The 12,940-nt window shown below is 46.6% G+C and carries 11 protein-coding genes and 2 pseudogenes; 6 read left to right on the plus strand and 7 right to left on the minus strand.

The window, feature by feature from the left end:
- Positions 1 to 109: 109 nt before the first annotated feature.
- The 4 genes from ccmD to ccmA form a co-directional block, all read right to left on the minus strand.
- Positions 110 to 334, minus strand: coding sequence for a heme exporter protein CcmD (ccmD, locus tag J3492_RS10055; protein WP_207991919.1), 225 nt, complete (start codon positions 332 to 334; stop codon positions 110 to 112).
- 26 nt (positions 335 to 360) lie between these two features.
- The gene (gene ccmC, locus J3492_RS10060; protein WP_207991920.1) at positions 361 to 1,149 is read right to left on the minus strand and encodes a heme ABC transporter permease CcmC; all 789 of its coding nucleotides are present in this window, start codon (positions 1,147 to 1,149) and stop codon (positions 361 to 363) included.
- A 219-nt stretch (positions 1,150 to 1,368) separates the two neighbouring features.
- Complete coding sequence (locus J3492_RS10065) at positions 1,369 to 2,043, minus strand: heme exporter protein CcmB (protein ID WP_243453218.1); 675 nt, start codon at positions 2,041 to 2,043, stop codon at positions 1,369 to 1,371.
- An 88-nt stretch (positions 2,044 to 2,131) separates the two neighbouring features.
- A complete protein-coding gene (gene ccmA, locus J3492_RS10070) occupies positions 2,132 to 2,800 on the minus strand; it encodes a heme ABC exporter ATP-binding protein CcmA (protein WP_243453213.1) in 669 nt (222 codons plus the stop codon).
- Positions 2,801 to 3,363: 563 nt separating this feature from the next.
- Here ccmA and J3492_RS10075 point away from each other — a divergent pair.
- The 4 genes from J3492_RS10075 to J3492_RS10090 all read left to right on the plus strand — a co-directional run bounded on the left by J3492_RS10075 (position 3,364) and on the right by J3492_RS10090 (position 6,472).
- Positions 3,364 to 4,404 (plus strand): hypothetical protein, encoded by a 1,041-nt coding sequence (locus J3492_RS10075; protein ID WP_207991921.1) that lies wholly within the window; start codon positions 3,364 to 3,366, stop codon positions 4,402 to 4,404.
- An 84-nt stretch (positions 4,405 to 4,488) separates the two neighbouring features.
- Positions 4,489 to 5,256, plus strand: coding sequence for a YbjN domain-containing protein (locus tag J3492_RS10080; RefSeq protein WP_207991922.1), 768 nt, complete (start codon positions 4,489 to 4,491; stop codon positions 5,254 to 5,256).
- A 69-nt stretch (positions 5,257 to 5,325) separates the two neighbouring features.
- Positions 5,326 to 6,264, plus strand: coding sequence for a histone deacetylase family protein (locus J3492_RS10085; protein WP_207991923.1), 939 nt, complete (start codon positions 5,326 to 5,328; stop codon positions 6,262 to 6,264).
- Position 6,265: 1 nt separating this feature from the next.
- Positions 6,266 to 6,472 (plus strand): DUF2905 domain-containing protein, encoded by a 207-nt coding sequence (locus tag J3492_RS10090; RefSeq protein ID WP_207991924.1) that lies wholly within the window; start codon positions 6,266 to 6,268, stop codon positions 6,470 to 6,472.
- A gap of 14 nt (positions 6,473 to 6,486) precedes the next feature.
- Here J3492_RS10090 and J3492_RS10095 read toward each other — a convergent pair whose 3' ends face one another.
- The 3 genes and pseudogenes from J3492_RS10095 to coaBC all read right to left on the minus strand — a co-directional run.
- Complete coding sequence (locus J3492_RS10095) at positions 6,487 to 7,278, minus strand: sulfite exporter TauE/SafE family protein (RefSeq protein WP_207991932.1); 792 nt, start codon at positions 7,276 to 7,278, stop codon at positions 6,487 to 6,489.
- A gap of 72 nt (positions 7,279 to 7,350) precedes the next feature.
- Positions 7,351 to 7,812: pseudogene (locus tag J3492_RS13505) on the minus strand (phosphopantothenoylcysteine decarboxylase domain-containing protein); the annotation flags it as partial.
- 138 nt (positions 7,813 to 7,950) lie between these two features.
- Positions 7,951 to 8,724: pseudogene (gene coaBC, locus J3492_RS13510) on the minus strand (bifunctional phosphopantothenoylcysteine decarboxylase/phosphopantothenate--cysteine ligase CoaBC); the annotation flags it as partial.
- A gap of 151 nt (positions 8,725 to 8,875) precedes the next feature.
- Between coaBC and radC the strand changes: the two are divergent.
- A complete protein-coding gene (gene radC, locus J3492_RS10105) occupies positions 8,876 to 9,559 on the plus strand; it encodes a RadC family protein (protein ID WP_207991926.1) in 684 nt (227 codons plus the stop codon).
- A 265-nt stretch (positions 9,560 to 9,824) separates the two neighbouring features.
- Positions 9,825 to 12,821 carry an acyl-CoA dehydrogenase gene (locus J3492_RS10110; RefSeq protein WP_207991927.1) on the plus strand — a complete coding sequence of 999 codons (2,997 nt, stop codon included), beginning with the start codon at positions 9,825 to 9,827 and terminating at the stop codon, positions 12,819 to 12,821.
- Positions 12,822 to 12,940: the final 119 nt, after the last annotated feature.

Consider the following 12,940-nt stretch of genomic DNA (forward strand, 5'->3'; position numbering starts at 1 on the left):
ATAAAAAAAGGGACCTAATAGCATCGCCATCAAATCCCATTGATATGAATGATATGATAGCATTTTTTTTCGACATCAACACTGCTTATTGGTTGATATTAAAGTCTTTTTATAAGGTTTGAGGCTTATCTTTCGATTTGGACGCATGAGAAGTACGCTGGGCCTGCCTTGCTTGTTGTATGGCCAACTGACGAATCAAAGCCTGCCTTTGACGACGGCTATAAAAAATAAAAACCAGTATCAAAGCGACCGCGATGCCCCAGCACGACCAGACAAATACGCCATGTTTTCCCATAGCGATAAACTCTGAAAAGCTATAAAAATAAGGCTGCACAACCTTCTCCTAGGTATTATTAGGTATTATTTGGTTTTTTCACGGACAAACTCTTTAACCCAAGCTTTACCTTGATCACGGTATAAAATAAGCGTGTTGGTACGATAAATCGCTAATGTCCCAACCAACAAATAACTGCCTATGGTCATCAGCAGCAGTGGCATCCACATATCCGCTGACATCTTTGGAGCGGCAGTCAGGGTAAAAGTAGCCCCTTGATGCAAGGTATTCCACCACTCGACCGAGTACTTGATAATGGGTAGATTGACAGCCCCTACTACCGATAAGATAGCGGCCGCCTTACCCCGATTGGCCGTATGTTCAAAGGCGGCAAACAGCGCCATAACACCGGCATACAAAAACGCCAAAATCAGCATCGAGGTCAGGCGTGCGTCCCATACCCAGTAAGTCCCCCATGTAGGCTTGGCCCAAATCGAGCCTGTCAATAAACTGATCACACACAGTAAAAATCCTAACGGGGCGATGGCTTGCGCCACCAGACTTGCCGTCTTGATCTTCCAAACCAAGAAGATAACCCCGAGTACAGCCAAGGCAAAGTATATAGAAATAGCCAAACTGGCCGCTGGCACATGGATAAAGATAATACGATAGCTATTGCCCTGCAAGTAGTCGGGTGGCGCAAACGCCAAGCCCCATACGCTACCAATCGCAAGACATATACTGGCTAATATCGCAAGCCACTTCACCCAAGGCGCAAAAATGCGAAAAAACTGCTTGGTACCCACCGTGGTCAAGAACACTTGCCAAATGCGCTGCCACACACTAGGGGATGAGACATTTTTCATATTGGGCATGGAGTCAACCTATGTCACAGCATATTATTTATGACAGATATACCCAGCTCAGCCAGTACCATAGTACTGATCAGGCTATAGGCTACAAGCCACTGTCTATAAATATGCTGACGTTAAATACGGGATAGAATCTATAAACCACTATTATAGCAAAGTTGCCAGTTTTAACCATGCTGTTGATTTAAAACCTAAAGGCTGTTTCTAATTACCAAACAAGCCTTAATTCAACCACGCCATCTTTAGGGTCTGAGCAATCACCCACGGCATGATCAGCACCGACATGATACTACCGGCCAGTAACAGGGCCAAAATAGGCAGCCCATTTAGACCAGTGGCAAACAAGTCAACAGCCCCTGTCGCAAAAATCAACACCGGTAACTGCATCGGCAAAGCAATCAAGGGCACCAATACTGCGCCGTTTTTGAGAGACAAGGTCAAACTACTGGCAATCGCTGACAACATAAGTAGCATCGGACTACCTGCCATGATAGAGACCATCAAAATACCAGCGTCAAACCAGCTAAGCTGAAACAATGGCACAGCAAGTAGACTAAGCACGGCAACAATACCACTGCTAAATAGCCAATGAATGATCAGGCGTATCAACACCCAAAGCGGCAATGAGGCCTTTGCGACCACTAGCTGCGCCAAGGTCCCATTGTCCAGTGCAGGTTTGAACAACCCATCAACACCCATTACCAAGGATAATAATGCGGCAATCCACACAGCAGAGACAGCCAGACGTTGTAGCAGCTGCGGCTCGCTACCTACTGCTAATGGAAACAAGGTAATTATCATCAAAAACAGCACCAATGGATATAACCACTGCACTGCCCCTTGCTGCTTGACCTGCCACTCACGCCGCCACAACTGACCAAAACTAATGCCACGCATGGCAGCAGCGCTAGGCGGCATCATATCTTTGGAGGATTCGGGACTGGTGATGATGGGTTGCACATTGTTTTTGCTCATTTTGTATCCCTTATACCATATAGTCTGACAAATCGAGCACCTGACTGGCAACCGCTACCGGCTGATGGCTGGTCATAAGTACCGCACCGCCAGCAGCAGCAAACGCTTGCAACCTATCTTCCATGCGTGCCACCATATCGACATCAAGAGCAGTAAAAGGCTCGTCAAGCAGCCACAATGGCGTCACTTGTGGCGTCAAAAGATACAAACGTGCCAACGTAATGCGGCGTGTCTGTCCGGCAGACAGATGGTTTGAGCTAAGCGTTTCAAACCCCTGCAGCCCGACCCATGCCAACGCCTCATCGATATCAGTAGCACGTGGCACGATACCATATAGATTCAGCAAAAAGCTTAGGTTTTGCGCTACTGTTAAGCTGGGATTGATGCCCAATTGATGAGAGACATACAACGGCTGCAGCGGCAACCGCTCATGACCTTTATAAAAAACATGCCCTGTCAATACAGGTAACAAACCTGCTAGCTGCATAAGCAATGTGGTTTTACCTGTCCCATTTGCACCGACAAGATGACAAATACTACCTGCTGATAAATTCAGCGAGACACCGGCGCACAAAGGTATCTCACCACGCTGAATCGTTAGCTCATCAAGCTTGAGCAATGGCACAGAGATATCACCTGATTTAGGTGTCATACCGGACATGGTGGTAGATACTGTCATCAAAACCTCTTATTATATGTTAAACGACCCAACTGACAGTCGATACTTAATAAAATAGATACACTGCATAATTGCGCTAGACTGTTACAAACCTTTCTGGCGTGCGATGCCTGATGCTGCAAAAAACTCATCCTAGCCTCGCCGTATGTTTTTTATATTGGTCTGACTATATTACTGCTGTCTTCAGATCGTCTAAAAATTGTCTCTGCCAGTGTCATGATAGAACCATGAATCATCAAACATGCCCTAGGGCTTGTCCTCATTTTAAAAATGGAGATAAAAATGAGATAAATTGCCGTCAAACAAGGAAAATAGCGCAGATAATATCGGGATATTACCTAGCTATTTAACGCTGTTTGGCAAGATTTAGCCATTTTTAGCCCATTTAGTATCCTTCGATTGAATTGAGGACATGCCCTAATATAGGAATGCAATATTCCTCATAAACTGGTGTGGCGTTCGTGGCATAATACACCACACCAAACACAACCCCACAGTATAACAAATTGTCGATTACTATGACCTCAAAACCGATACAAACTAAAAAGCATGATCCTATATCAATGACTCCTGCAGCGAGCACCACCAGTCATCAAGAGGGTGTCAATATAACCATCAATAGCTTGATTGAGGCCCAGACTGCTTTTATAAAGCACTGGCTACAACAGCAGGCAGAGCCGCTAGCGACTGAGGCTTGGCAATGGCTTGGCGCTCAATCATTGAATAAATACTTAAACGCTGATGACTTAACACGCTTAATCAATGATGGGATACTCACTCAACCGATGAGCGATATCATGCGTAGCGATGTCCGTGACATCATGCGCACCCTGATCTATCATCCGGCCAATGACAACGTCCCCTTATCTGACTTGGTTGATGAGACCCAAATTGTGACCCTCGCCACCTATATTGGCAACTATGAGCAGCAGCGCAATATACTCATTAGCACGTTTATCGGTAATGAGACCTTTGCTGATCTACTCACACAAACACTGTACCACGCCATCAATGACTTTATGGAAACCACTTTAGACAGGGCTGGCGGCGTCGGCAAACTGATGAAAATGGGACGCAGCTCCTTTGAAAAAGCGACCAATAGGAATCTCGACGAAAAACTACAAACCTACTTGCATCGCAATATTAAAGATTTGGCACAGCGGGCAGAAGCCAACGCCCAAGCGCACTTATCAAATGAGGAAGTCACTCGTCTACTGGTAACAGGTTGGGCACGTATAAAAGATCAGCCCGTCAGTCGGTTACAAGAGTATCTACGTGAGACGCCTGAGCACAGTAGTATCGACCATCTCGAGGCCAGTTTACAGCAAAGCTATAATCGCTTGCGCCTCTCCCCTTACTTGCACAGCCTGGTTGCAGCGGTGGTAGACACTTGGTATAGCAACCATCAATTTGACTCTATCGCTGAGTTGGCTGCCAGCTTAAACTTAGGCCCGTCTGCCTCGATGGCACTTAGTACTACTATGATACCGATGCTTAATGACGCTCTTGAAAGTGACTGGTTCACGACACATATCAAGGAGATGTTGTCTGCATTTTATGCGCAACCAGACATCAAAGAGGGGCTAGGATTACAGGAGCTTTAGTAGTAAGGTAAACATAGCCTTTTGTGTTTTAGGTCGCTAAATACATTTAACATTTACACTTTATTGATGGCCAGTATCACACCTATGAGTCACAGCAACAAACTCAGCTTATGGCAAAAGATCAAGCAGCTCTTGACTGCTGCTGAGCCTAACTCTGCCAATAAGCACCCAAGCTCAAAGACGAGTAACAGTGAGGCTGCTGATGTGGCCTCGGCCACTCATGGCTTAGAGAATGAACAGACACAAACCGATAATTTGACTGGCGATGACATTCCTGAAGCATCCACTACCACCAAAGAAGAAGCCGATCTTATAAAAAGCAGTGAGACGCCCATCGTTGAGCAACTAAAAGCGTTTTTTAACCGTAAGCAGTGGCACTACACCTACTATCCACCAAGGAATTCTGACAGTCAGCTGTCACATCACTTGTCTCTACGGATGCGTAGCAGACAAATGGACTGTGGCTATCTGTTTCGAGCACAAGAAGGCAATAACTTGCTTGCGGTTTATGGGATTTTGCCGTTTTTGATCCCTGAAAGCCACCAGGGTGCGGCCATGTTGCTCATCACCCAAATCAACTATGACATGCTCATCGGTAATCTAGAGATGGATATGAGCGATGGTGAAGTTCGCTATAAGCATGCGATTGATGTCGAGGCTGTCGGTCTGGACGATACGATCATCGAGCATTTATTACAAAGCGTGGTGGCCATGACGACCGTAAGCTATGAGCTTTTTAGCGACCTCATAAATACACCAGACCCTAGCGAAGACATAGCGACCTTACTCAGCGAGCTGCGTCAGCAAGAGGATGCTCGAACCTTTTTTTTGCCCACACAGTATGTACAATAAAGCCGTGCTCATGCTTGTCTGTCGTTACCCTTTCTACATTCATCAACACAACAGTCACCATATAACATTATGCTAAAAATCGCTTACTCTGACGTTTTTCGCTATGCTGTACCTGAAAAGCATCGCTTTCCCATGCAAAAATACATCATGATTCCTGAGCGTTTGCTTGATGAAGGTACCATCACTAGCGACAACTTCTTTGCGCCCAAGCGTTTGAGCGAAGCGGAGATTTTGACCACCCATACTGAGGAATATTGGCATAAGCTAAAAACCCAAACCCTCACCCGAAAAGAAGCTCGAGCAATCGGTTTTGAGATGACCGAAGTCTTGGTCGAACGTGGTCGCTATATTGCTCATGCCACTTATGAGTGTGCCTTGTATGCCAAAAAGTATGGCGTGGCGATGAATGTCGCTGGCGGTACGCATCATGCGTTTGCCGATCACGGTGAAGGGTTTTGTGTGTTTAATGATGTCTGTATCGCCAGCAATCTACTGCTCATGCGAGATGAGGCCAAAAAAATCTTGGTGATTGACTTAGATGTGCACCAAGGTAACGGCAATGCCAGTATTATGGCCAATGAGCCTCGAGTTTTTGTGTTTAGTATGCATGGCACAAAGAACTATCCATTTCGCAAACCACCTTCAGACCTAGATATTGGGTTGGAGAATGGCACTGGTGATGCAGAGTATCTGCGTGTTTTGCAAGAAACGCTGCCGCTACTGATCGCCCAAGTAAACCCTGATATGATTTTTTATCAGTCGGCGGTCGACGTGCTCGCTACTGATAAGCTGGGTAAGTTAGGACTGACCCAAGCAGGCTGTAAAGCTCGTGACGAGTATGTCATGCAGACGGCGAAAGCTGCGGATATTCCGGTGGCGATTGTGATGGGTGGCGGTTATTCAGAGGATGTTGAAGATGTGGTTGAGGCGCACTGCAACACTTTCCGGGCAGCGCAAGAGATTTATTTTAATAAAGTAAGGCCTTATGCGCTAGAGGGACAAGACTAATATGGCAAAAATCCTAATTGTCATCGGCATGGTACTGGTTATCATCGGTATTATCTGGCTGGTATTTCCTAGTGCCTTTGCGTGGCTGGGTAACTTGCCAGGTGATATCAAATACAAATCAGGTCATACCCAGATTTATTTTCCGATCGTCACCATGATAGTGATCAGTATCATCGGCAGTATCCTATTAAACTTATTTAACCGTTAGCGTCTGTCATGACATTACCATAACGCCATAGCGCCTTGCCAGCCCACACGCAGACCCAGTACAGTCAATATTAATAAAATCAGCTGACGGAATCTGGCTTGTGGCAAATAACGACGCAAACGAATACCTAATGCTAAAACCATAATAGACAGCACACTAAGCAGAGCGATCAGCTGCCATTCACTGCGACTGAGTGCCATGATAGGCTCTCGCAGCACGATAATTTGTGCCACCTTGCCCAGTAGATAGCACATGTTGCCGACTTTAGCGATGGTGTTTTTATCATCGCTCGCCGACAGCAAGTACATCATTAGAATGGTCGACATGGCGTTGGTCGCACCGCCGATGACGCCTGCACTAAATCCCACAATCACCAATACAGGTTTGGTATCAGGCAGTCGAACTTGCTTACCTAATAGTGCGCTGATCACATAAAAGCCGATCACCGCTGCCAACACCACTAAAATATAAGCGCTATTGACCCACAATAACAGCTGAGCGCCCACGATACTGCCGATTAAGCTGGTGAGCGCCAGTAGCCAATAACGACGACCATAGTAGCTAAAATTTTGCCAAATACTGCGTCCGCCACCAGACAGCCACGTCATTGCATTTAGCAATAAAGAAGGGAAAATAACTAAGATAATGGCATGCGGTAAGGGGTAAACACTGGCTAAGGCGGTCGTGGTCACCAAGGTGATACCAAGACCACTGATCCCATGAAGCAGTGAGGCTATCGCAAAAACTGCAATCAACAGCAGTGTCTGAGGGCTTTCACTGCTCACTGCTTCCGCCACAGCCAACATAACACTCAAAACTGCACGCCTACGGCCACTATCGATATACTAATAAACACACTCGCAGAAGAGACGCCTTTGTTAAACACTGTGGCGTTGCCATATCGCCTCGCCGATGATACTCGTCAGCTGCGCGGCGATCTTATCTTTATTGGCCTTCTCTAACGTGATGCTATCATGATTATAACGCTCAGAAAAAAACACCTGCATCGCATTATCGTCACTAGCAAAGCCAATATCTGCCCGTGAAACATCGTTACATGCGATTAAATCCAAATCCTTGGCAGCCAGCTTGCCCCGTGCGTAATGCTCCACATCTTGAGTTTCTGCCGCAAAACCGACCACGAACATATCAGGATACGCATGCGAGATGGTCGCTAAAATATCTGGGTTTTTAACTAAGTTGAGGGTCATTGCGTCTTGGGTTTTTTTGATTTTTTGTGGCGCTGCCTCTTCAGTGCGGTAGTCAGCGACCGCAGCCGTAGCGATAAAGATATCTGCATGTTGCAGGCTATTATCTTGTAGGCTTTGCTGCTCGATAGGTTCAGGTGAGTCATGGCAGTCGCAGTCACCATGCTCGTGCTCGTGTTTGTGAAGCGACTGATGAGTACTGTCTTGTGTCCTCTCAGTCAATGCCAATAAAGCAGGGTGCTCACCTGAGACACACTGCTGTACCGTGGTGAGCATCTCGGCCGCAGACAGTACATCGATGCGTGTGACCCCAAGTGGTGTCGGCAATGCAACCTTACCACCCGCGACCAACGTCACTTGTGCCCCGGCTTCGACACACGCTTGTGCCAAAGCAAATCCCATCTTGCCTGAAGAGTGATTGGACAAGTAACGAACAGGATCAATTGCTTCAACAGTTGGGCCTGCGGTAATAACGACTTTTTTGCCTGCTAAATGTTGTGGAATGGTCTGCCGAATACTAAACAAACGCACCTCAGCTAATAGCTGCTCAGGCTCAGGCAGTCGCCCTGCGCCCACATCACCGCACGCCTGCTCGCCGCTAGCAGGCTCAATGATGTGATAATTCATATCACGCAAGGTCTGTATATTGAGACTGACGGCTGGATGCGCCCACATCTGCTGATTCATCGCTGGAGCGATGAGGACAGGAGCAGTCGTTGCCAGACATACAGTCGTCAGCAAATCATCCGCCATCCCCATAGACAGACGTGCCAAGGTATTGGCAGAGGCTGGCGCAATAATCACCAGCTCTGCCCACTTGGCAAGCTCAATGTGACCCATACCTGCTTCCGCTTGCTCATCGAGTAATGAGATATGCACCTCATTACCCGTCAGAGCCTGTAGCGTTAGAGGCGTGATAAAGGCTTGGGCCCCTGCGGTCATAATGACTCGCACCTCAAAGCCAGCTTTAATGAGTAAACGGGCAAAAACTGCAGATTTGTAAGCGGCAATACCGCCAGTGATAGCGAGCACAATATTTGACATAGGCATGACATCAATAAAAAATTAAAAATTAGAATTGCGCTTATAGTAACAATTATGAGATAAGTTGGGTAAGATTTTATATCTTGATGTTATTTATCATCGCATCAATCCTTCTCTTTATTCAACACCAAGTTATGTTCAAGGAAGCACAATGGCTATAAAAGACTGGCATGAAGATGATAGGCCACGTGAAAAGCTCTTAAAGTTTGGCGCAGCTCATCTCACCGATGCAGAGATTTTAGCGATATTCTTACGGACAGGCACCCAGTCACAATCCGCTATTGAACTTGCCCGGCACCTAATAGATGAGTTCGGCAGCTTAGCAGAGCTATTGGCTGCCCCTCAAGAGGTCGTGTTGGCCTGCCATGGCATCGGCCCTGCTAAGTACGCTCAGATAATGGCCTCACTTGAGATGGGTACCCGCTATCTCGACAGTCAATTAAAGATGGGACAAGCGCTTGGCCGCTCACAAGTGGTCAAGGACTATATCAGCACCCAGCTGCGTGGCGAGCATCGTGAGGTCTTTGCCCTACTCTGCTTAGATAACGCCTTAAAATTACTAGATTTTGAGATATTATTTACCGGCGGTATCTCCTCTTGCTCAGTCTGTATTAAGCACGTCCTGCGCCACGCTCTAAGTCATGCCGCCAGTCAGCTCATTATCGCTCATAACCACCCCCATACCGATGCCAAGCCATCAACAGCAGACAATATACTGACTTATGAGCTAAAAAAAGCCTGCGATCTGCTGGATTTATCTTTGATTGACCATATTATCGTTGGCCGTAACGATACGCTTTCTTATGCTGAGAATGGCTTACCGCCTTTTGATTAAAAACATTATATATATGAGAACGCAAGTATTTATTCGGATAAGTACATATTTTTGACATAGCGTAGCATTTTTCCTATTGATAGTTTGTGAGATTCCTTTCATATTAGTAGACTATTTATCTTATCGCTAGATAAGCACTCATTATCGTTAATGTATACTTATAATAACTGATACTTATCTTATACTTATAATGCAAGCTTGCCAGTCAGCCTTAACGCACGACATAGCACAGCTGTTTTATTCATTCTTTAAAAAGGAGGCAGTCATGACGATTGGCTTATTTATTTTGGCAGTATTCATTCAATTAGCCGTCGTCTTGGCCATATTTTTACTGTCTTTATCACGAGTGAGCGGTAGTGTTCTCGCTATCATCACTGTGCTGGTGACCGCCTTTATTCATCCGTGGTCATTGGTTCTGGGTGTACCCATTGCACTCTTAAGCCTCATACTTTTGATCCCCGCTATTCGCCAAACGCTCATTACCAAACCTGTCTATAAGGCGTTAGGTAATGCCATGCCTAGTATGAGTGATACCGAACGTGAAGCGCTCGATGCAGGTACCAGCTGGTGGGAAAAAGAGCTGTTTATGGGTGCCCCAAACTGGCGTACCTTCGAAAACTACACTTACCCACAACTGTCTGAAGAAGAACAGCACTTCATAGACCATGAGGTTGAGATGCTGTGCTCGATGCTCGATGAGTGGCAAATCAATGCAGAATATAGAGATCTGCCTCCACACGTTTGGCAGTTTATTAAAGACAATGGCTTCTTGGGGCTCATCATTCCAAAGCAGTATGGTGGTCTGGAGTTCAGTGCTTATGCACAGAGTCGAGTGATGAGTAAGATTGCTTCACGCTCACCGACAGCAGCGGTCAGCTGTATGGTGCCAAATTCGCTTGGTCCTGGTGAGCTGTTGATGCACTATGGTACAGAGGCGCAAAAACAATACTGGTTGCCAGGTCTGGCAAACGGTGAGCAGATACCTTGCTTTGGGCTTACAGGTCCTGAAGCAGGCTCTGATGCTGGCGCCATTCCTGATACTGGCGTGGTCTGCTATGGCATTCATGACGGGCAGCATATGCTCGGATTAAATATGAATTTCTCTAAACGCTGGATTACCCTTGCGCCGATTGCGACTGTCGTCGGCCTTGCTTTTAAGATGCACGATCCGGAGGGGCTACTGGGTGATCCTGACAAAACCGATTATGGCATTACCTGTGCGCTCATCCCTGCTGATCATGAGGGCGTGGTCGTAGGTCCGCGGCATTATCCTAGCGGCTCACCCTTTATGAATGGTACGGTCGATGGTACAGACGTCTTTATTCCGCTTGATTATATTATTGGCGGTGTTGAAAACGCAGGACGTGGTTGGCGAATGCTGATGGAGTGCTTGGCTGTTGGCCGTGGTATCTCTCTGCCAGCTTTATCGACTTCAGCCAGTGAAATGAGCTATCTGTCGGTTGGTGCTTTTTCTAAAGTGCGTGAACAGTTCAAAATCTCAGTCGGTAAGTTTGAAGGTGTTCAAGATGCCACCAGTCGCATCGCCAGCCATACTTATATGCTAGAGTCTTTTCGCCATCTGGTGACTTGCGGCCTCAATGAAGGCGGCAGTCCATCAGTGATGACCGCAATGGCCAAATACTATGCCACAGAGACCATGCGTGAAGTGGTCAACGATGGTATGGATATCGTCGGCGGCCGTGCCATTCAAATGGGCCCTCGTAACTTTTTAGCCATTCCTTATCAAGCGATTCCTGTCTCTATTACTGTTGAAGGGGCCAATATTCTTACCCGCTCACTTATGATCTTTGGTCAAGGGGCGATGCGCTGTCATCCTTATTTGTTTGATGAGTTACAACTGCTGCAAAATGATGATAAAAAAACGGCGCTGACACAGTTTGACACGCTGTTTTTTAAACATTTAGGCTATACCTTCAATCGTGGTGCCAAAGCCTTTGTCGCCGGTTATATCGGTGGTAGTCGACAGGCGCCAAGCTATGCTGATGGCTTTACCCGTCCCTACTATAAGCATATCAACCGCCTGAGCGCCAGCTTTGCGCTCACAGCTGACATGGCGCTTGGTTTACTCGCAGGCGATCTCAAACGCAAAGAGATGTTATCAGGTCGCCTCGCTGACATTCACAGTCATTTGTTTATCGCTACTGCTATTTTGCAGTTTTATCAGCATGGCAGTAAATCAGACGCTGAGCGTTTACATGCCAAAGTCGCACTGCAACATAGCTTATATACTATTCAAGAAGCATTTGCTGATTTTTTTGCCAACTTCCCTAATCGCATAGCGGCTAATATTGTTGGTTTTGTGACCTTCCCAAGCGGCCGCATCTTTACCCCTGTCAGTGACGATTTAAAGCGTAAACTTGGCGATACCTTCATGGATGATTTTGAGGCCAACCCATTTCGTGACTATCTCAAAACTATGGTGTACTACAATACAGATCCCGAGGACGCCACAGGACGTATGGAAAATGCTTATCAAGCGCTACTTGCCATCGAGCCATTGTGGAAGTCTTTCAAAAAGGCAGAACATAATGGGGATTTTGCAGGTTTGACCTTTGAAGATCATGTGGTTTATGCCAGCCAAAACGGTGACATCACCGAGGATGAAGCAGAGCAGCTGATTCATTACAACTCACTGCGTTTTGACTCGTTATTAACTGACGTGTTTGATGAGCATCTGTTGCAAGCACAAGAGCGTATCAACCCGCACAGTCTAGAAAACGCCGTGCATCAATTGACTGATTATGCGCAAACCAAAAGCGATGCACAGCAGAGAAGAAACCAGCAGCTGGCCGCTGAGCAGCAGGCGCAAGAAGAGACGCTCACAGCCAACGAAGATACACCAGCGGCTGCAACGGATACCAATGATCATACTGGCGATGCCAATCCAAATCACGGCTACGAAACTGACGGCGACGTCACGCTAGTCGGTGAACAAGACAGTGCCAAAGAAGCGCAAGCCCAGACTGACTTTGATGAGTCAAACCCTCAAGCACAGGCACTTAAGCATCGTGCGCGTGATGCTGAGTCTATGTTAAGTGAACGCATGAGTCATAACCATAGTCGTCATACACAGAACGACGCCTATCAAGAGGCAGATCAGCAGCGTTCAGAGTCTCAAACTCTAGATGAGCAGTCAATATACAAACAGGCTCAAGCGGACTCAAGCGACACTAAAGCAGCCGCTAAAAAAGAGCAGGACGGGCACAGTGACTTATATCATGAGGATGACAATAAGGCATAATACGTTTGATACTGTACACATCATATTGACTTCCTCCCCGACCTAAAGGAACGGGGATTCCTACTAAAGACGGCCAAGCCCGACCGCGAGAATGTTTTTTGCTCCATTAACATCTCTGT

The sequence above is a fragment of the Psychrobacter coccoides genome (assembly GCF_017498085.1).
GTDB lineage: Bacteria > Pseudomonadota > Gammaproteobacteria > Pseudomonadales > Moraxellaceae > Psychrobacter > Psychrobacter coccoides.

Bases quoted from the DNA above. Each gene is read 5' to 3' on its own strand.
- J3492_RS10080 (WP_207991922.1), top strand. From the start codon at position 4,489: ATGAGTCACAGCAACAAACTCAGCTTATGGCAAAAGATCAAGCAGCTC.
- J3492_RS10085 (WP_207991923.1), top strand. From the start codon at position 5,326: ATGCTAAAAATCGCTTACTCTGACGTTTTTCGCTATGCTGTACCTGAA.
- J3492_RS10090 (WP_207991924.1), top strand. From the start codon at position 6,266: ATGGCAAAAATCCTAATTGTCATCGGCATGGTACTGGTTATCATCGGT.
- J3492_RS10110 (WP_207991927.1), top strand. From the start codon at position 9,825: ATGACGATTGGCTTATTTATTTTGGCAGTATTCATTCAATTAGCCGTC.
- J3492_RS10065 (WP_243453218.1), bottom strand. From the start codon at position 2,043: ATGCGTGGCATTAGTTTTGGTCAGTTGTGGCGGCGTGAGTGGCAGGTC.
- ccmA (WP_243453213.1), bottom strand. From the start codon at position 2,800: ATGACAGTATCTACCACCATGTCCGGTATGACACCTAAATCAGGTGAT.
- J3492_RS10095 (WP_207991932.1), bottom strand. From the start codon at position 7,278: ATGTTGGCTGTGGCGGAAGCAGTGAGCAGTGAAAGCCCTCAGACACTG.
- ccmC (WP_207991920.1), bottom strand. From the start codon at position 1,149: ATGCCCAATATGAAAAATGTCTCATCCCCTAGTGTGTGGCAGCGCATT.
- J3492_RS10075 (WP_207991921.1), top strand. From the start codon at position 3,364: ATGACTCCTGCAGCGAGCACCACCAGTCATCAAGAGGGTGTCAATATA.
- radC (WP_207991926.1), top strand. From the start codon at position 8,876: ATGGCTATAAAAGACTGGCATGAAGATGATAGGCCACGTGAAAAGCTC.